The sequence below is a fragment of the Dactylosporangium sp. NPDC051087 genome (assembly GCF_055586325.1).
Window position 1 is genome coordinate 666,492 of the sequence record NZ_JBVJIJ010000001.1, and the last position, 19,003, is coordinate 685,494.

Genomic DNA, 19,003 nt, shown 5'->3' on the forward strand with positions numbered 1-19,003 from the left:
CGATCCTGCCATGGGCGCCGACGTGACGGTGGAGAGCGAACTTGCCCGGCTGCGCCGTGAGCTGGAGCGTGTGCGGGCGGAGAACGTCCGCCTGTCGCGTCTGCTGGACCTGCGGGGTCAGGACACCGCTCCGCCGCCGGAGCAACTGTCCGCGGCCGTCGCACCGCCGGGCCTGGTCCATATGGCGTCACCGGTGGCGGACAAACTGGCCCTGTACGCCGACCGGTTCCGGGCCCGGGCCGACGTGTACGCAGTGCGGTGGGAGAACAACCGAACCGGCACGAGCGGATGGATGCCCGCGGTCGCCGGCGGCTGGCGCAAGGGAGCCGACCGGAAAGCTGCCACGTATCTCCCGCTCACCGCCGAGGTCGTCTCGGCGCACCTGGTGGGTGACCTCTTCATCGGGCTGTACCCACTGCTCAGCGACAACTCATGCCACTTCGTCGTGGCGGACTTCGACGGCCCGGCCGCGATGCTCGACGCGCTCGCCTACACCAAAGCGGCTCGCGCGAGCGGGGTACCGGCGGCGCTCGAGATCTCCCAGTCCGGGCGTGGCGCACACGTGTGGGTGTTCTTCACCGAAGCGATCTCGGCAGCCACTGCCCGCGGCGTCGGCACCGCGCTGATCCACGAGGCCACGGTGCTGCGCGGCACGATGGACCTGCGTTCCTACGACCGGTTGTTTCCGAACCAGGATGTGCTGCCCGAGGGTGGCTTCGGGAACCTGATCGCCGCGCCGCTGCAGGGCCGCCGCCGCAGGGACGGGTTGACGGCGTTCCTGGACCTGGCGGCGCTGGAGCCGCACGAGGATCAGTGGGCGTACCTGTCGACCCTCGATCGGCTCAGCCCGGGCGACGCGACCAGGGTCGCCCGGCGCGCGAAACAGGCGGTCGTCGGCGCCGACGTCGCCACGCTGAGCAGGTCCGACGCCACGAAGGTGCATCCGCCGCTTCCCGCAGTCCTGCACGCGGAGCTCGGCGCCGGGCTGAGCGTTGACGCCGCCCAGCTGACACCTGCGGCGCTGTCGACGTTCAAGCACGCGGCATCCATGGCCAACCCGAAGTTCTACGAACTCCAGCGCCTGCGCAAATCCACCTGGGACACGCCGCGGTTCATCCGCGGATACGACCTGACCGCCGACGACCGATTGGTCCTGCCGCGCGGACTGCGCCACACCGTCGAAGTGATCGTCGAGGGCGCCGGATCACGCCTCGCCGTCACGGACGTGCGAAATCCTGGCCGCGAGATCGACGTCGCCTGTACAGCACAGCTCAACACCGGACAGAGCGCGGCGGTCGGCGCGTTGCTCGCGCATGACGACGGTGTCCTCGTCGCACCGCCCGGGTCGGGCAAGACCGTCATGGCCTGCGCGGTGATCGCCGAGCGGGGAACGGCGACCCTCGTCCTTGTCGACCGGAAGGCGCTGGCCGAGCAGTGGCGCACCCGGATCGAGCAGTTCCTGGGCATCAAGCCAGGGCAGGTCGGTGGCGGCAGGCGCAAGCTCGGCGGGGTGGTGGACATCGCCATGCTACCCTCCCTGGCCAGGCGTGATGACGTCGCCGAACTCACCAGCGGCTACGGGCACGTCATCGTCGACGAATGCCACCATCTCGCGGCCGCCGCGTACGACCATTCGGTCAAACGCATCGCCGCACAGTTCTGGCTCGGCCTCACCGCCACCCCGGCCCGGCGTGACGGACTTGGTGAACTCGTCCTCTGGCAACTCGGACCAGTCCGGCACACCATCACCCATGACGTACCCGGCAACGACGATCAGGGCACGCTCCTGGAGGTCTTGGAGACCGGAGCCGGACCACGGCGGCTGCTGTACCTGCACGAGACTGCCTTCGCGTATCGCTCCGACGATGCCGAGCCGTCCGCTCCCACCGCAATCGCCGAAGCGCACCGAGCCCTCGCCGTGGACGAGGCACGCAACACCCAGCTTGTCGCCGACGTGACCGCCGCCCTGCAACGCGGGCGCAACTGCCTGGTGCTCACCCGGCGAGTCGCGCACGTCGAGTCGCTCACCTCCGCGCTCGCTTCGCGCGGCCACCGGGCCCTTGTGCTGCAGGGCGGGATGTCCACCACCGACCGGCGTGCCGCTGTGGGCCTGCTCGCCGACGCCAAGGCCGGCGACGGCGTACTCGTTGTCGGTACAACGCCGTTCATCGGCGAGGGGTTCGACGCACCTGCCCTCGACACGCTGTTCCTGGCCGCGCCGGTCTCCTACGACGGGCTGCTCATCCAATGCGCCGGCCGGGTGATCCGCGCCGCGCCCGGAAAGGCCGTCGCTGAGGTCCACGACTACCACGACCGCGACACCCCGATCCTCGCCGCGTCGCTCCAACGCCGCATGCCCGGCTACCGTGCACTCGGCTTCGCCAAGGCATAGCAACTGCCGGACTTGATCAGCAACGCATAGGGGGCGGGTGTCACGGGGCGTAGGTATCCGCCTAACGTGGTCGGCTATGCATGGCGCGAACGAGCTGCCCGATGTCGATGAAGCTGCCGACGACGGAACGGTCCGTTTGACAGGGGCTGAGGCGCTGGCCAACGTGCTGGCCGTGCTGCAGCTGTGCGGCGCGGGCAAGCTGCGCTGCAGCGAGAAGACCCAGCGGCCGTCCGCCGCCACCGTTGCGGGGGTGGCGGAGGTACTGGCCAGCGGGGACTTCTACCCCACGGAGCCGATCGCGGCGTTCGCCTGGCCGCTGCTGATCCAGGCCGGCGGGCTCGCCGAACTGGCCGGCGGCCGGTTGCAGTTGACCGCGAAGGGTCGCACCGCGTTGGGCCGGCCGCCGGCCGAGACGATCCGTGCGCTGTGGCGCTCCTGGGTCGGTAAGGCGGTCATCGACGAACTGAGCCGGGTCGAGCACATCAAGGGCCAGCGCACCGCCAACACGCTGACCTCGGCGAAGACCCGCCGGCAGACGGTTGCCGCGGCGCTGTCCAGCTGCCCGGCCAGCGAGTGGATGGCGATCGACGACCTGTTCGACAACATGCGCAGCGGCGGATTGTCGCCGACGGTGGCGCGCAGCGACCGGGCGTTGTGGCGGTTGTACCTCACCGATCCTCAGTACGGCAGCCTCGGCTACGCCGGGTTCGCGGACTGGCCGGTCCTGGAGGGCCGGTACACGCTGGCGGTGCTGTTCGAATACGCCGGCACACTGGGCCTGTTCGACCTCGACTACACCGACCCTGCCGGCGCCCGGGACGACTTCCGCGGCAACTGGGGCACCGACGAGCTGGAGTATCTCAGCCGCTACGACGGGCTGCGGGCGGTGCGGCTCAATGCTCTGGGCGCCTACGCCTTGGGCCTGAGCGACCGCTACCAGGCACCCACGGCGGATGCGGCGGTGGCCGGGGCGTTGAAGGTGCTGCCCAACCTCGACATCGTGGTCACCGGCGAGCTGCCGCCGTCCGACCGGCTGATGCTCGACGCGTATGCGCAACGCACCGCGGACCGGGTCTGGGCATTGCGCGAGGCGACCCTGCTGGCCGCGCTGGACGCCGGCCGCGGGCTCGATCAGCTGCGCGAGTTCCTGGCCGTCCGCGCGACCCACGAGTTGCCCAATCCGGTGACCACCCTGCTGACCGACGTCGCGGCCCGTGCCGGGCGGCTCCGCAACCTCGGTGTGGTCCGCCTGGTGGAGTGCGCCGACCCGGCGCTCGCCGTCCTGATCGCGGGTGACCGGCGGCTGCGTGGCCTGTGCCAGCCGGTCGGTGACCGGCACCTGGCCGTGGCCGTGGACCGGGAGCCGGAGTTCCGCAAGGCGCTACGGGCGCTGGGCCACATGCTGCCCAGCGACACCCCGGCCTGAACTGAGGAGGTTGGCCGGCTGCCGGGTAGGCGTGGTGCGGAACCTCCGCACCAGCCAGGCGACCGCCCTACCGGGGCTCAGCCTGCGGGACATTGCCGTCAACGGCTGATGGCCGGTGTGGTCGCCACCCGGTCGCGACCCTGCTCGACGGAGGCAGCCGTGCCCTGCCGGTTCCGACGTGAACGTACGCCGGGGCCGTGGCCGTGGCGATGCCCACGGACTAAGCTATTAGCTAACCGGGAGGTGTTGGTATGTCGGCGGAGGCCGTGCACTTCAACATGCATGAGGCCAAGACGAACCTGTCAAGGATCATCGAGCGTGTGGAGCGTGGAGAGGAGATCATCATCGATCGGGCGGGCACGCCGGTGGCGAAGGTCGTGCCCTTGGTGCGTCGGGTGAACCGCACCGCCATCGGCTCGCTCGCAGGGCAGCTGGACCTCAGCGGTGACTGGGATTCACCCCAGACCAACGCGGAGATCGCGGCCGACTTCGGGATCGGCGGATGAGCCTGCTGCTGGATACCCACGTCGCACTGTGGGCCATCACGGGTGATTCCACATTGGGGCAGGACTTCCTCGAGCGCCTGCGCCACGACCCGGATATCTTCCTGTCTCCGGTCAGCCTGTGGGAGATCACTATCAAGCAGTCCACCGGAAAGCTGGCCGGGCCGCCGGACCTGGCGGAGCGGGTCCGGGACATGGGGTTCCACGAACTGCCCGTCACGTATGCGCACGGCGTCGCCGCCGGCCGTCTCCCGCCGCACCATCGTGACCCGTTCGGCCGGATGCTGGTGGCTCAGGCGGCCACCGAAGGGTTGACCCTGGCCTCCCGAGACGCATCCGTGGCGCTGTACGACGTGGACATCCTCAAGGTCTGACAGGCTTTGCGTGACGACCCCCACCGTGGAGACCGACGTCCTGGCCGGACCTTCAGGCACCGCCGCGAAATACGCTGGCATACCGAGAAACCTGCGCATCTGATCAGCGAGGCCACACAGGCGCACGAGGCTGAGTCTCCGGCCCAGCGTCAACTGCCGGTGGCTTCGGTCGGCGTTGCGGAGAGATCAGGTGGATCGCTGCCGCTCGACATGGTTGCGGCTGCCGCGGACGAGCGCCTTTCTGCCCTTGCCGGTGATCTGCGATACCCGCTGCGGCGAGAGGCCGAACACGCGGTCGGCATCGCGGACGGTCGTGCCATCGGCGATCAGGCGATCCAGCGCCCGCTTCGTCGCCTCGGCCGCGCGCCGGTCAGCCTGCTGCGCCTCCTACCAGGCTCGAAGCGCGTTGAGGACGTCCTCGACGTCAGTCAGGGACCTCGGGTCGCACGGTCACCGTGAACGAGTCCGGCGCGACGTCCAGAAACAGCGCAACTTGGCGATACGCGTGCCAGGACCCTTGATGTTGATAAACGACTGCAAGGCCGTGTTAGCGTTGTTTTATCGAAGGTGAGGGTGTGATGCCAAAGCGAACGAGGTCCTACATGCCGACGACCAGGGCTGCCGTTGCGCTGCTCGGTTCCCAGATCGCCGCCGCCCGCAAGGAGCGCGGCTGGACGGCCGCGGACCTGGCCGAGCGCGTGGGGGTGCAGCCGCACACCATCGGGCGTCTTGAGAGGGGTGAGCCGACCGTGGCGGTCGGCCTGGCGTTCGAGGCTGCGGTGGTCGTCGGCGTGCCGCTGTTCGGTGCGGAGGAGGGGGAGCTGCCCGCCCTGGCCGCGGCCGCGAGGCAGCGGCTGGCCCTGCTGCCCGCTCGAGTGACCAAGCCGGCGATCGTCGTCGACGACAACTTCTGACCTCGTACGGAGGAGCGGCATGGCACCACCGCGGGATTCCTTTGTGTGGGCTTGGCTGCCCGGCGCGACGGGGCCGGTCGTCGCGGGCCGGGTCGTCGCGGTGGACGGTGACCGGTACGTCTTCGCATACGGCCAGAGCTACCTGGCGCGCCCCGACGCGGTCCCGCTGTACGCGCCCGAGCTGCCGCTGCGGGAAGGGCCGATCGAACCGCGGCGGAACCTGCCGCTGGCGGGCTGCCTCCGCGACGCCAGCCCCGACGCGTGGGGCCGGCGCGTCATCCTGGCCCGCCGGTTCGGCCACCTCGACCGCGACGCGGACACCGCAGCCCTGGACGAGCTGACCTACATGCTGACCTCCGGCTCCGACCGCGTCGGCGGGTTGGACTTCCAGGCCAGCGCCACCGAGTACGTCGCGCGGAACGAGACGGCGGAGCCGGCCGAGCTGATCGGCGCCGCCGAGGCGCTCGAGGCTGGCCGGCCACTGTCACCCGCGCTCGGCGAGGCGTTGACGCGGGGCACGTCCATCGGTGGCGCCCGTCCCAAGGTCACCGTGCTCGACCAGGGGCGCCACCTGATCGCCAAGCTGTCCTCGACGAGCGACTACTACCCCGTGGTCAAGGCGGAGGCCGTCGGGATGATCCTCGCCCGGCGGGTGGGCCTGGACGTCGCTGCCTGCGAAGTCATCCGGTGCGCTGGCCGTGACGTGCTGCTCGTGGAACGCTTCGACCGCACCGCGGTACCCGGGCAGCGGCGCATGATGGTCTCGGCGCTGACGATCCTGGGTGAGGACGAGATGGGCGCGCGGCACGCCGGCTACCCGGACCTCGCGGACGCGGTCCGCAAGCAGTTCACCGACGCCGGCCAGCACCTGCGTGAGCTGTTCGCGCGGATGGTCTTCAACGTCTGTATCGGCAACACCGACGACCACCTGCGCAACCACGCCGCCTTCTGGGACGGCGCACAACTGGCGCTGACCCCCGCGTACGACCTGTGCCCCCAGCCGCGCAGCGGCGAAACCGCCAACCAGGCCCTGAACATCACGCGCACGCCCGGCGAGCGCGCCAGCCAGCTGCGGTTGTGCCGCAAGGCCGCACCAGAGTTCCTGCTCTCCGACCACGACGCCGACCAGATCATCGAGACGCAGCTCGAGATCATCCGCCGCGACTGGGACGACGCCGCCGACGAGGCGCAACTGACGAAAGCGGAGCGCAGCCAACTGTGGCAGCGACAAATCCTGAACCCGTACATCCACTACGACCAGGCGTGACGACGTACGTTCAGGAGTCTTCTGCTTCGGCTACCCGGGCAGGTCCCTGCCTGCGAGGGCCGTTCGCAGGCCGTCGCACGGGATGAAGCGCGGCGGTACGCCGGGGATCACGGCGTGGCGGCGGCTGCCGCAGATGGCGCATCGCTGGTCGGGTTCGAGGGTCCACGCGAGGAAGCGCCGGTACAGCGTTGCGGGGTCGGTGTCGTCCAGCTCTCGTTGGGCGATGGCCATGAGGTTGGCCATGAGCTGGCGCAGCATGGCCGGGTCGTTGTTCCGCAGGCTCCGCTGCGCCTCGGTACACGGCCACGGAAGTCCGTCGACGGCGCAGGTCCAGGACGGGCGGACGACCCGGTGGGTGGCGCTCAACGTCGGCTCCCCGCGTGCCGGCGTTTCCGGTCGGCGGCTGCGGTCCGGCGCAGGACGGCCATGGGGAGATCGAGCGAGTCGGCTATGGCGGTCAGCAGCGGTGCCGTCGGGATGCGCAGGCCGCGCTCGTACCGCGAGATTTCGTGGCGGGTGAAGGTCGGGCGTCCGGACCTGGCGCACAACTGGTCTGCCAGGTCGCCTTGGGTCAGGCCGAGTTGGCGCCTGCGGCGGGTGATCAGCTGGCCGAAGCTGTCCGCGGTCGCTGGGTCGTGGCGTGGCGGTACGTCTGACACGAGTCCTCCCCTGCCGGTGGATTTCCGGGATGGCTGGACGTCGATGAACGCTCGCCTTTGCCACGGAGTCAAGTCGTCGTTGTCGATGGACGTGATTCGGACGGCCGTCGTGACGCCATCGCCGACAGGCGGACTGGCACGGCACGCGACGGTTGCGACATGCGGCGCGGACAACGCTGTGACATCGTCGCCGGCGTGCGACGCGGCGCTGGCGACGATCGTGTCACCGGTGAGTGACATCGGGTGCGGCGACTGTGACAGCAGGGCCTGTCACGCCCAAGCTTGTGGCGATGTCAATTGATGATCTTCGTCGACATTCCGCGGTGCCACGGCTGACATCACCGCCGCGGTACAGCCCTCCGCCAAGGTCAAGTGACTTCTCACCTGGTGTTTGACATGCCGTCACGTTGGGGTGGCATGTCATATCGACCCACCGCGCGTTGCGCGCGATTGGATCGACACGCCAGTGACATCCGGCGGCGCGCCGTGACAGGCGGTTCCTGACATCGACTTGTGTCGTTGACACGGCGATGACAGATGAGCGATGTCATTGATGATCGCCGTTGACATATGCATGTCCGCGCTCTGCTGCTGGTAGTCAACAGTCCGCGTGACGCGGCGGACGTATCGACACTGCGCGTTGACCGAGCCCTCGGCGCTCACAACCGCTCACAGCGATCGGTTCCGCTGTGAGCGGCTCGCCGCCCGGCGCTCACAGCAGCTCACACGCACTCACAGCGCAAGTCCTGCCCGTACCACTTGACGCTCACAGGAAGCCCGGCCCGGCGCTCACAGCGACTCACGGCGCGCTCACAAACCCGGCCCGGACGCCGTGTGAGCGGCTGTGAGCGGAGGGGGCGTTCGCCAGCGCTCACAAAGGCGGATAGGAGGGTGCAGGGCTCGACGGCCGGTGGCGGGGCCGACGGGCCGATCGAGCAGGTGCCGTCGCCGTTGGCTACGGACCCCGTGAGGTCCGTAGGCGCTTTGCCGTCAGTGCTGGCGTCCTTGTTGACCGCCGTCATGGCGTCCGTCTTGATCCGGACCCCACAACGGACCGCGCGGGCCGCTGTCCCTGCAGCACGTGCCCCGTCCCGCCGTTCGGGCGGCGGCTCAGAGACACGTTGCGTTCTCTCCCTCCGTACCAGATGAAAGGAAAACCGTGCCTGATCAGGTCTTGCGGGTGCAGTCGGTGTTGACTGCCCGTGACCATCAACTCCTCGACTGGCTCTACGACCATGGGGTCCTGACGACTGGGCAGATCGCTGAGGCGCTGTTCCCGTCGCTGGACTTCGCGCAGCATCGCCTGCAGCGGCTCATTGCGCTGAAGGTGGTGGATCGGTTCCGGCCGTTCCGGGCCGAGGGCGGTTCGTATCCGTTCCACTACGTCATCGACCAGCTCGGCGCCGAGGTTGTCGCGGCGCAACGCGACGAGCCGGTGCCCAGACCTGGGTACGCGAAGGCGATCCGGCGCCGTTGGACCGCCTCCCGGATCCTGCAGCATCGCCTCGGGGTGAACGGCTTCTTCACCCAGCTCGCCGGACACGCAGCGCACGAGCTGCAGCGGTGGTGGCCCGAGTCGCGGTGCAGTGTGCCGGGCGCGTTCGCCGGACCGGGCGACCGAGTGGAGCTCATCACGCAGACCCTCATCCGCCCTGACGGGCACGGTGTCTGGTCCGGGGTGCCGTTCTTCCTCGAGTACGACACCGGCGGCGAGCCCCTCACCGAACTGCTGCGCAAGCTCGCCGGGTACGCCCGGTTCACAGCGCTCGGCGGGCCGGCGTGGCCGGTCCTGCTGTGGCTGCACTCGCCGGACCGAGAACACCACCTGCATCAGCGGCTCGCCGACCTCGGCCCGCTCGGGGTGCCGGTCGCTACCGCCGCCCGCGTTCCCGGCGTTCACCCCGCCACCGGGCCCTGGTGGCTGCACGGCCACCCCGGGCCGCTCGCCCTTGCTGACCTGCCTATCGGAGGCACACAACCGTGAAGACCACGTTCTCTCTCACCGACCTGTGCGGCCTCATGCCGCGCGACCGCTGGGCCATCGACATGCTCGCTGAGCACCAGGCCCTGACCACCGAGCAGCTCACCGCGCTCGGCTACGACACCACGTCGGTCGCCGCTGGTCGACGACTGCGGGCGCTGGCCCGTCTCGGCTGGCTCGTCCGCGTCGACTCGGCCTGGCTGCTTGGGCCGTTCGGCGTCCAGCTGCGCCGGCCCGTTTCTGGCGAGCCGGATCTGACCACCAACCAGTTCTTCGTCGACCTGGCCGCTTCTGCGCGTACGCAGGCCGGCACCGACCTTCGGGCCTGGCGGTCCGTACCCGCTCCGTACGGCGAGTACCTGCACCACGGCAAGCGCATCGGGTTCTGGTACCAGCGCGACCCGGGTGGCCCGCCGTCGCGCTGGCTGCGCCGGTACCGATCCCTCGCCGCCGACACCGGTGTCAGCCTGCTGCTCGTCACCACCGACGACCCGGACCGCTTCGGGCGCCACTCGGGCGAGCTGACCATCGCGACCAGTCGCCCCGGTGAGCTCGCCTGGCATGTCCGCGGTGAACGCCTTGCCTTGCACGAGCTCCCCGACTCGGAGCAGCTCGATCCGTCGGTGCACCCGATCTACGACCCGCAGCGGCCGTACGACGAGGCCGTCGCCGACGGCGCGTACTCCTATGCCCGCGCATAGCGCCTGGACTCCCGAGCGACTCCGTGCGCTCGGACCGACCACCGACCTCGCCACCGCCGCGGAGATCCTCGGCATCTCGCGGTCCGCCGCGTACAAGCTCGCCCGCCGCGGCGCGTTCCCCGTGCCGCTGCTCAAGGTCGGCGCTGTTCATCGCGTGCCGACCGCGCCGTTGCTCGCCGCTATCCACCTCGACGCGTAAGGAACCGTCGGCGCTCGCCCGCCGCGACTTGAACGCGCTGGCGAGGCGAGCGTCGATGGTCCACGACAAACCGTTGCCCACCCTGATCGGAGCACACCACCGACCATGGCAGAAGGAAGCATCTTCAAACGCTGCGGCTGCCGCGACCCGCACACCGACAAGCCGTACGGCACCCACTGCCAGCAACTCCGTCGCCCGAACCGTTCCTGGAACCCGCAGCACGGGCACTGGGCGTACCAACTCGAACTGCCGCCGACTCTTGAGGGGCAACGGCGGCTGCTGCGCCGCGCCGGCATCGCCACCCGCCAGCAGGCAGTCGCCGAACGCGACCACGCCCGCGCCCTACTGGGACTGGCCGGCCGAGACCGCCGCCGCCAGGTCGAGATCGGCGACGTCATCCAGAACGCGGTACGCCACCGCCTCCCGTTCCCCGACGTCGACCGCGTCCGCCAACGCCTGCGCGGCGACGGCCCCCTCGGCGACATGCCCACCGTCGGCGAGTACCTCACCACCTGGCTCGAACACCTCACCGCCGACATCAACACCATCAACGGGTACGAGTCCATCGTCCGGGTCCATCTCATCCCGTACCTCGGCGACGTACCCCTCGACAAGCTGCGCACCAGCCACCTGCGGGCGATGTTCGTGGCCATGGAACACCGCAACGCCGAGATCCGCTCGCTCAAGGCAAGCCCGGACCCGGCGGTCCGCAGGACCGTCGCTCGAGTCCGCCCCACCGGGCCGGTCACCCGGCACCACATCCGGGCCGTACTGCGCAAGGCGATCAACGACGCCCTCGCCGACGAACTCATCGTCGGCTCCAACCCCGCCATGCTCGTCAAGACACCCGCCGACCGCGCCCTGCCGATTGTGTGGGAGGACGAACGCGTCGAACGGTGGCAGGCCACCGGCGAAGTCCCCGGGCCGGTCATGGTCTGGACCGCCGAACAGGTCGCCACCTTTCTCGACTACGTCGCCGACCACGACCAGGTGATCCACCCGATGCTGCACCTGATGGCGTACCGCGGCATGCGCCGAGGAGAAACGGTCGGACTGCGCGACACCGAAGTGCGGCTCGCCAGGCGCGAACTGACCGTCAACAACCAGATCGCCATCATGGGGCATCGGACCATCCAGAAACCGCCGAAGAGCCGTGCCGGTAACCGGGACATCGCCCTCGACGCCGACACCGTTCGGGCGCTCACGGCGTACGGGGCGCTTCGCGCGACATGGCGGCTCGCGGCCGGGGAGGCGTGGCCGGACACCGGGCTGTTCTTCGTCCGCCCCGACGGGCAACCGTGGCATCCGAACGCGTTCAGCGCACGGTTCCGCCTGCTGGCCCGGAAGGCAGGGATGCCGCCGGTACGGCTGCACGACCTACGGCACTCGGCGGCGACCATCGCCCTGGACGCGGGGATCGACATCAAGGTCGTGTCCGAGCAACTCGGCCACTCGACCACCACATTGACCCGGGACACCTACCAGAGCGTCACCAAACAGATGCACCAAGACGCGGCCGACGCCGTCGCTGCCAGAATCGCAGGCAAAGCAACCACGTTGTGATCGGAGATTCCGAGTAACTCCGCCATCGGGGCCTCCTCGGCAGCCTGTTGACCTGCCCCTATAGCTGCGATGGCGAGCTTGGTTAGTCCTCAAGATGGCTGCCGTGCTCAACCGGCGCTCGGACGAGGCCGACCCGTACGGCAAACTCGTCTGTTGTGAGGGCCTATGTTGGTGTGACAGACGGCGATTGGTATCGGTTCCTTGCCGAGCGACCGAACCTGCAAGAGGTCAACTTCTGGCGGCCGTCCAGCAAGCAGGCCTTCCACGCTGTCCAGATCGGAGAGCCGTTCTTCTTCAAGACCCACCATCCGCATAACCGGGTCGTTGGCGGTGGCTTCTTCAGCGGCTTCGCGCGGCTACCGATTTCCACCGCCTGGGAGTTGTATGGCGAGGGCAACGGCGCTGCCAGCCTCCATCAGATGCGCGAGGATATCGGCCGCTACCGGCGCGAACCGATCCCACTACACGAGGATCCGGACATCGGGTGCCTGTTCATCCGCGACACTCGCTTCTTCGAACCCGACGCGATCGCGGGGCCGCCACCCGACTTCGCCTCGAACATCGTGCAGGGCAAGGGCTACGACCTGGCCGAAAGTGGGTCTGCCCGGTACTTCCTGGACCTCTTTCACCGGCTTACCGGAACGGACGTCGAGATCGACCTGAGCGCGCCGTGGCATCGAGGCGGACCGGTGTACGGAGACCCGAGGCTCCGGCCGCAACGGCTTGGGCAGCAGGCCTTCCAGGGTGTCGTGCTCGATGCCTACCACCGCCGCTGCGCAATCACCGGAGCGAAGATCCGACCTGTGCTGCAGGCAGCGCACATTCTGCCGCTGCCGAACGGCGGCGAGCACCGGCTCGACAACGGCCTGTTGCTGCGCTCCGACGTCCACATCATGTTCGATCGCGGGTACCTCAGCATCGACCCGTCGTACCGCCTGATGGTCAGCCCTCGACTCCGCGCAGACTTCGGCAACGGCGAGGAGTTCTACTCGCGGAGCGGAGAGCAGATCGCCGTCCCGGAACGTAAGCCTGACCGACCGAACCGGGAATTCCTTGAGTGGCACGTCGAGACCATGTTCAAAGCCGCCTGACGGGCGCCGCACCTGCCCGACTATCGCCGACGCTTGTCCTGAGTGCTGTTCGTCGAGCGATCACAGGCTGGGCAGTGGTAGCGCATGTCCGTGGTACCGCGACTGGGCAGCTCGAAGCGGACGAGCATGCGCCGGCAGCGCCCGCAGTCATCTCCGAGCTGCCCGGTGCCGGGAACTGTCTGAGATCGCTTGCGGCGTTGGGTGCGGCGGACCAGGTCGGCGAAGGCCCTGTTCTCGGTTCGGAGCACGACGCCAGGGTCCGGGCCGAGGAGCGAGCCGCCCGCTGACCAGACCACGTCACCAATAACGGCGCTCGACTCGAGAATCGGTGTACAGAGGCGGATGTTGACCCCTTGACGTCGGGCGTGCAGAGCCTCCGCCGGCGGAAAGCCGTCGCGTTCCGGCTCAATCCAGATCGTGTCGGGTCGGGCATCTCCCTCTGTCGGTGGCAGCGCTCGCAGTGCCGGTAGCAGTGTCTGCAGACCCACCAACGGTGCGGTGGGCAGCCACATCTCGACGGTTGCGGCGTTGCTGATGTCGTCGCGCAACCGGCGCAGTACCGACTCGCGCGGAACATGTTCGGTGGCGCCGTTCGACAGTCCAATCGCCTCTTGCCAGCTCAGCTTGGTCGCGCTGTCGAGAAGGTGGGCGAAGAATCGCCACAGCGGACCTGCGGACGAACCCCTGCAGTGCAATTGATTCAGCGCGCCGACGACCACGAGGTGGTCCCGCGCTCGGCTCGCCGCCACGTTGAGCAGGCGGGGACCGGTGCTGCCAGCGTCGTCCTCGGTGAACCACCGATGGAGCTTGGTCAGGCCGTGGCCGGTGTCGACAGTGTCGTAGACGACGATGTCACGCTCGTCGCCTTGGAACCGATGGACAGTCGAGGACGCCCACCCGTTGAGGCCGGACTCGATGAGTAGCGACTCCAGCAGGCGCGCCTGGGCTGCGAACGGCGTGATCATCGCCAGGTCGCGAGTCTGGGTCGTGGCCCCACCGAGCAGCGCGGCGACCAGCTGGGAATGCATGAGGTTGTACCTGGAGGCGCCGCCCTGCCGTCGGGCGGTGCGGGCGGCAAGCCCAGATGTATCGAGCACGACGAGGTCACTACGCGCCCAAGCCGCCTGACTGCGCCGTTCCCGGAAGAGCACCACGTCCGCGGTGATCAGTGGGCTCTCCCGATAGAACGCGGTGCTGACCACCTGAGCGATGGCATAACGCATGCGGTACTGGGTGTTCAGTGCCGCCAGCCGGTTCGGGGTACGCCCGTCCTGGACGGCACGCGCGATGCCGGCCTTTTCGAACGGACTCTTGTGCAACCACTCCTGAGCAGCGGGGGTGTCCGCCAGGACCACCGGAGGAAGTTGGCGGAAATCGCCCGCAAGGACCGTGTGACCGGAACCGGCACCAGCCACCAACATGGCAAGCGTTGCGGTCGTCATGCTCGCCTCGTCGAGCACAACGACGTCGAAGGTCAGCGACTTCAGAGTGTCAAGCATCGTCTGGTGAGCAGTGGCCGCCACCACTGCTGCCTTCCGGCAGATCTTGCGGCGCGCCTCCAGCAGGAGGCGATCCAATCCAGCAGCAATGGCATTGAGCTCGGCGATCTGGTTCTCCAGATCGGAGCGCCTTCGTTGTTGACTGTCCGTCAACGCAAGCTTGATCCGGCGAAGTTCGGCCAACGCCTGCCGGCACTGCCGGAGCTGGTTTCCGACGCGCACCCGCTCCTCGGCGACCGCTGCACCGCGTTCCGCGGCGATGGCGTCGACCAGTACGGCACCGCCGGCTGGATGCGCGACGAGCGTGTCAGTGGGCTGGCCCAGGCGGACCAGGGCACCTCCGCTGGCAAGTTGTGGTGTCCGCTTGAGCACCGATACGACCGCCACGTCCAAGGCCGCGTTGGTCGGGGCGGCCAGCAGCACTCGCTTGCCTCGGGCGTACAGCGCGGCCACCAGCGCTGAAATCGTTGTCGTCTTGCCGGTGCCCGGCGGCCCCCACAACCACGTTGTGCCGTGCTCCAACGCGAGCTCCACGGCATGTCGCTGGCCGTCGTTGAGCTGGTCCGCTTCGTCGGGACCCAGGCGCTCAGTCGCTGGAGCTTGGGACAGGCTGCTCGGATTGTCGGGGCTGACGGCGGCCAGGCAGCCTCGGCGTTGAAGCCTGGACCACCATGCATCAGCTCCCGCAGTCGTCGACTCTGGAGGCTGAGCAGCCAGGAAAGGTCCAGCCGGAGGGTTGCCTCCCGGGTCGCTGCCGGTGCGTCCGGCGGCACCGACAGCGTGACCACGGTGCCGAACACCGAGATGACATCGACTTCAAGGTGCAGGTCGTCCACGATGAGCACGCCACGGGTTCCTTCAGCGGCACCGATCTCACTCTGGGCCTCGAACCGGACGAGCCGTCGGCTCGCTGTCCTCCCGGCTTCATGGCCATCGACGAGGGACACGTCTGTCTCAGTGCGCCGGCTGGTCACTTTCGCCAGTTCGTCAGCGAGTGCCCGACATGCCCCCTGCACCGCCGACTCCCAGCCAACGGGGACGGGCCCGATCGAGGCCAAGGGCTCGGGTGTCGCCAAATCCAACGCAACGGCAAACCGCTGGACATGGATCGCTGCGCGGCGCTCCGCTCGGCTGTGCGACGGCTGCACTCCGCCGGTGCGTTGCGCTGGCATCTGCGTCGTCGTATCGGCCGACGGATTGGTCGCGACAGCAGGCGGTGCCCAACCTCTTGGCGTCCAGACGTCATCCTTCAGATCGGCGATGCCGTGGGTACGGCACGTTTCCCACACCACGCCGACATCGGCTCGCAGACCGGCCTGCCGGAGCCTCGCCAGCAGCTCTTCCTGCGGCATCGGTCCTGCCGCCAGCGCTCGTTGCACGAGGGTGACAAGCCTTGACGCCCGGCCGCTCGCCATCCGCGAAACCTTTCTGGACAGGTCGGCGCCGCCGCCAGGAGGGTGTGGCGGCGTGCCGCTTGATCGATGACGGTAGTCGCGCCGCGCTTTGGTGTCCGCAACCGTCCGTGCAGGATCTGCTACCGATCCGGGGAGCGGCTGGCGCCACGAAGGAGTGGTGGTTGGCGTTACGGGTTGACCCAGTAGGCGAGGTTCTCGAACGACGGGGCGAACTGGACCTGTGCGCCCTTCAGCTGCGCCGCGGTGCCTTCGAAGACGAGGTTGCCCGCGGCCGTCTGGCCGGCGCCGATGTCGCCGGAGTGGAGCTGGTTCTTCACGCCGATGTCGAAGCCGGAGTCGAGCTTGGTGCCGTCACCGGCGAGCATCGACCAGTGGAACTGGTTGTAGTCCATCTTGCCGGTCTTGCAGGTGATCGAGACGGCCGCGACGATCACCTTGCCCTGCATCTTCACGCTCTTGACGACGACTTCACCGGTCGAGCCGTCGGACATCGAAAGCACGCCGACCTCGCCCACGGCGAGCTTCTTCGGGCCCTCGGGTGCGGCGGCCGGGGTGTCTTTGCCGGCATCGGCGACCGGTGCGCCGGAGCCGGTCGCGGCGGGTGCCTTGCTGACGGTGTCGCTCTTCGGGACAGCGCCGCAGGCGAGGACGAACAGTGCCAACGCGGCGGCCAGTCCGGTGACGATTTTGCGCATGATGCTGTCGCTCCTTCGAGGGATGGAACCCCGGGCAGGCGCTCCTGGCACGGGGTGACGCGGTGCGGGGTCTACGTCAGGTACGCGGTGTCCGTCGAACCCGATGCGGACGCAACGCGAGATCCGGCGTCGATGTCAATGAGAGCATTGTCCGTGAACCCTGTCAACAGACAAGATGCTTGACACCTATGTCACGATGTTGAGGTGCAGGAGGACCCCACCATCACGGCGGCGGAGATTGCCCGGCTCGCCGGGGTCGGCCGCGCCGCGGTGAGTAACTGGCGCAAGCGGCATGCGGACTTCCCCGCTCCGGTCGGCGGTACGCCGGCGAGCCCCGAGTTCGCTGTAGCCGAGATCGAGCGATGGCTGCACCGGCAGGGCAAGGCACCCCAGTTGTCCACTGTGGACAAGTTGTGGCGGCAGATCGTCGCCGCGGCTGACAACCCCACGGCCACGCTTGCGTCGGTCGCCGCGATCTTGGTCACCCGCCAGCGCAATGGGCGGGCCAGCGCTGGATGGGTCGAACCGGACGTCAGGTACCTGCTGCCGGAGATCGACAACCTGGCCGACGAGCTAGGAGCCCGAGCGGCGTTCGAGGAGCTGTGGCGACGGTTTTCCGAGCCCTCGCCCGGCCGTCCGCGGGCCACGCCGGACGACCTCGCCGATCTGATGGTCAGGCTCGCCGACGTCGACGGCGGCACGATGCTCGATCCAGCGGCTGGCTCCGGGGGCGCCCTGCAGGCCGCGGCCCGCGCCGGATGCACATCGGCGTACGGGCAGGAGCTCGACGAACCCCTCGCTCGCCTCGCCACACTGTGGTTGGAGCTGTGTAACGTGCCCGGCGAGGTCATGACCGGCGACTCGTTGCGCGCCGACGCGTTCGTCGGGCGCAGCTTCGACGCCGTCGTCAGTCACCCGCCGTTCGGGGTCACCAACTGGGGCCAGGAGGAACTCGGACACGACCCTCGCTGGGACTACGGCGCGCCGCCGCGGACCGAACCTGAATTGGCCTGGGTGCAGCACGCGCTGGCACATCTGCGTCCAGGTGGCCGTGCTGTGCTGCTGATGCCGCCCTCAGCCGCGAGCCGCAAAGCCGGCCGGCGCATCCGCGCTGAGCTGTTGCGTCGCGGCGCGCTGCGCGCGGTGGTGGCGTTACCCGGCGGAGCCGCCGCTCCGCATGCGGTACCCCTGCACCTATGGCTGTTGCAGCGACCCGTTCCGGACGCGCCGGCACCCGCGCGGACATTGCTGATCGACGCCGCGGGCAACCAGCAGGATTGCTACGCCCGGGTGCTGGTGCTGGCACGTACCATCGCCGGCGCACCTGACACCGTCATCGACGAGCCCGGCTTCGCCCGGGCGGTTCCAGTGATCGACCTGCTCGACGAGGACGTCGATCTCACTCCCGCCCGGCGACAACCAGCCGGCGGGGAGCAAACCGGGGAACGGTTGGTTCGCACGCGTGAACGGCTCGCGGCAGTCGTCACCGAACTGCCCCGTCTGATGCCACCGGCCGCCACCGCGTCAGATACTGGCGCCGCCGCGCCAACCGTCTCCGTCACCGAGTTGGTCCGCACCGGTGCGGTGCAACTGATCGGACCTATCCGGGCCGCCGGTACCGACGACGACGATCCATCCGGCGTGAGCGATGAGCCGCCGGTGCTGACCGTGCAGGACGTGCTGCAGGGGCATGCCGCCTCAGGGCGTGGCGCTGGGCGGCTGGGCCAGGAGATCCGCGTGACTGCCGGTGACGTGGTGGTGCCCATGGTCGCGCGACAGCTCACCGCCCGGGTAGTCACCGCAGACGGTCCGGTGCTAGGCCGCAATCTTTATCTGCTACGCCCGAATCCGGCCGCGCTCGACCCGTGGTTCCTTGCCGGACAACTCCGGACATCCGGCAATGAGAAGCAGGCGAGCAGCCTGGCGGGTACGTTGCGGTTTGACATCCGCCGAGCCCAGATACGCCGGCTGCCATTGGCGGAGCAGCGTGCGCATGGCGTGGCATTCCGCCGACTGGTCGCCTTCGAAAGCGCGCTGCGCGAAGCGGCTGCCCTCGGCGCCGAACTCGTCCAACTCACCGCTGACGGCCTGGCCAACGGTGTAATCCGGCCCGACGATGCCGGGGCCTGGTGACAGTGTTTGCACACCGAATAGACATCGGTTATTTCCAATTCGTCAACCGGCACGCCGGCAGTGGTGACCGATACGACGGATGTGGTGCGCCTGACGCCGGGCTATCCACCTGTCATCGACCGGCGGCTGGCGATGGCCGCCGATCGGGGGAAGGCGCAAAGGCGAGATCACTGTGATACTGCCTACCTGCA

General features: G+C 68.8%; 17 protein-coding genes. 13 read left to right on the forward strand and 4 right to left on the reverse strand.

From position 1 onward, the window contains the following. Positions 1-10: 10 nt before the first annotated feature. From ACZ6TV_RS03185 to ACZ6TV_RS03215, 7 genes are all read left to right on the forward strand, one after another. A complete protein-coding gene (locus ACZ6TV_RS03185; protein WP_465294753.1) occupies positions 11-2,392 on the forward strand; it encodes a TOTE conflict system archaeo-eukaryotic primase domain-containing protein in 2,382 nt (793 codons plus the stop codon). A gap of 136 nt (positions 2,393-2,528) precedes the next feature. Then, positions 2,529-3,818, forward strand: coding sequence for a helicase-associated domain-containing protein (locus ACZ6TV_RS03190; protein WP_465294755.1), 1,290 nt, complete (start codon positions 2,529-2,531; stop codon positions 3,816-3,818). 251 nt (positions 3,819-4,069) lie between these two features. Continuing rightward, on the forward strand, positions 4,070-4,324 hold the full coding sequence (locus ACZ6TV_RS03195; RefSeq protein ID WP_465294737.1) for a type II toxin-antitoxin system Phd/YefM family antitoxin: 255 nt from the start codon (positions 4,070-4,072) through the stop codon (positions 4,322-4,324). Beyond that, positions 4,321-4,695, forward strand: a complete 375-nt coding sequence (locus tag ACZ6TV_RS03200) for a type II toxin-antitoxin system VapC family toxin (RefSeq protein WP_465294757.1) — start codon at positions 4,321-4,323, stop codon at positions 4,693-4,695. The genes ACZ6TV_RS03195 and ACZ6TV_RS03200 overlap by 4 nt, the downstream gene beginning before the upstream one ends. A 6-nt stretch (positions 4,696-4,701) precedes the next feature. Continuing rightward, complete coding sequence (locus tag ACZ6TV_RS03205; RefSeq protein WP_465294759.1) at positions 4,702-5,154, forward strand: hypothetical protein; 453 nt, start codon at positions 4,702-4,704, stop codon at positions 5,152-5,154. A 143-nt stretch (positions 5,155-5,297) separates the two neighbouring features. Further along, positions 5,298-5,609 (forward strand): helix-turn-helix transcriptional regulator, encoded by a 312-nt coding sequence (locus ACZ6TV_RS03210; RefSeq protein ID WP_465294761.1) that lies wholly within the window; start codon positions 5,298-5,300, stop codon positions 5,607-5,609. 43 nt (positions 5,610-5,652) lie between these two features. After that, positions 5,653-6,876, forward strand: a complete 1,224-nt coding sequence (locus ACZ6TV_RS03215; RefSeq protein WP_465294763.1) for a type II toxin-antitoxin system HipA family toxin — start codon at positions 5,653-5,655, stop codon at positions 6,874-6,876. Between the two features lie 30 nt (positions 6,877-6,906). Here ACZ6TV_RS03215 and ACZ6TV_RS03220 read toward each other — a convergent pair whose 3' ends face one another. Together ACZ6TV_RS03220 and ACZ6TV_RS03225 are read right to left on the reverse strand one after the other, a co-directional pair. Further along, positions 6,907-7,242 (reverse strand): hypothetical protein, encoded by a 336-nt coding sequence (locus tag ACZ6TV_RS03220; protein WP_465294765.1) that lies wholly within the window; start codon positions 7,240-7,242, stop codon positions 6,907-6,909. Then, the gene (locus ACZ6TV_RS03225) at positions 7,239-7,775 is read right to left on the reverse strand and encodes a helix-turn-helix domain-containing protein (protein WP_465294767.1); all 537 of its coding nucleotides are present in this window, start codon (positions 7,773-7,775) and stop codon (positions 7,239-7,241) included. Before ACZ6TV_RS03225 ends, ACZ6TV_RS03220 begins: the two co-directional genes overlap by 4 nt. 919 nt (positions 7,776-8,694) lie before the next feature. Between ACZ6TV_RS03225 and ACZ6TV_RS03230 the strand changes: the two genes are divergently transcribed. From ACZ6TV_RS03230 to ACZ6TV_RS03250, 5 genes are all read left to right on the forward strand, one after another. Next, positions 8,695-9,519, forward strand: coding sequence for a replication-relaxation family protein (locus ACZ6TV_RS03230; RefSeq protein ID WP_465294769.1), 825 nt, complete (start codon positions 8,695-8,697; stop codon positions 9,517-9,519). Further along, positions 9,516-10,217 (forward strand): replication-relaxation family protein, encoded by a 702-nt coding sequence (locus tag ACZ6TV_RS03235; protein WP_465294771.1) that lies wholly within the window; start codon positions 9,516-9,518, stop codon positions 10,215-10,217. Before ACZ6TV_RS03230 ends, ACZ6TV_RS03235 begins: the two co-directional genes overlap by 4 nt. Further along, on the forward strand, positions 10,204-10,416 hold the full coding sequence (locus ACZ6TV_RS03240) for a helix-turn-helix transcriptional regulator (RefSeq protein ID WP_465294773.1): 213 nt from the start codon (positions 10,204-10,206) through the stop codon (positions 10,414-10,416). The genes ACZ6TV_RS03235 and ACZ6TV_RS03240 overlap by 14 nt, the downstream gene beginning before the upstream one ends. Before the next feature lie 105 nt (positions 10,417-10,521). After that, positions 10,522-11,979 carry a site-specific integrase gene (locus ACZ6TV_RS03245; protein WP_465294775.1) on the forward strand — a complete coding sequence of 486 codons (1,458 nt, stop codon included), beginning with the start codon at positions 10,522-10,524 and terminating at the stop codon, positions 11,977-11,979. A gap of 173 nt (positions 11,980-12,152) precedes the next feature. Beyond that, positions 12,153-13,070, forward strand: a complete 918-nt coding sequence (locus ACZ6TV_RS03250) for an HNH endonuclease (RefSeq protein WP_465294777.1) — start codon at positions 12,153-12,155, stop codon at positions 13,068-13,070. Positions 13,071-13,090: 20 nt separating this feature from the next. On the opposite strand, the gene ACZ6TV_RS03255 is transcribed toward ACZ6TV_RS03250, so the two are convergent. Continuing rightward, on the reverse strand, positions 13,091-15,286 hold the full coding sequence (locus ACZ6TV_RS03255; RefSeq protein WP_465294920.1) for a DEAD/DEAH box helicase: 2,196 nt from the start codon (positions 15,284-15,286) through the stop codon (positions 13,091-13,093). 865 nt (positions 15,287-16,151) lie between these two features. Then, on the reverse strand, positions 16,152-16,679 hold the full coding sequence (locus tag ACZ6TV_RS03260) for a hypothetical protein (RefSeq protein ID WP_465294779.1): 528 nt from the start codon (positions 16,677-16,679) through the stop codon (positions 16,152-16,154). Positions 16,680-16,883: 204 nt separating this feature from the next. Here ACZ6TV_RS03260 and ACZ6TV_RS03265 point away from each other — a divergent pair, with 204 nt between their 5' ends. Continuing rightward, on the forward strand, positions 16,884-18,812 hold the full coding sequence (locus ACZ6TV_RS03265; protein WP_465294781.1) for an N-6 DNA methylase: 1,929 nt from the start codon (positions 16,884-16,886) through the stop codon (positions 18,810-18,812). Positions 18,813-19,003: the final 191 nt, after the last annotated feature.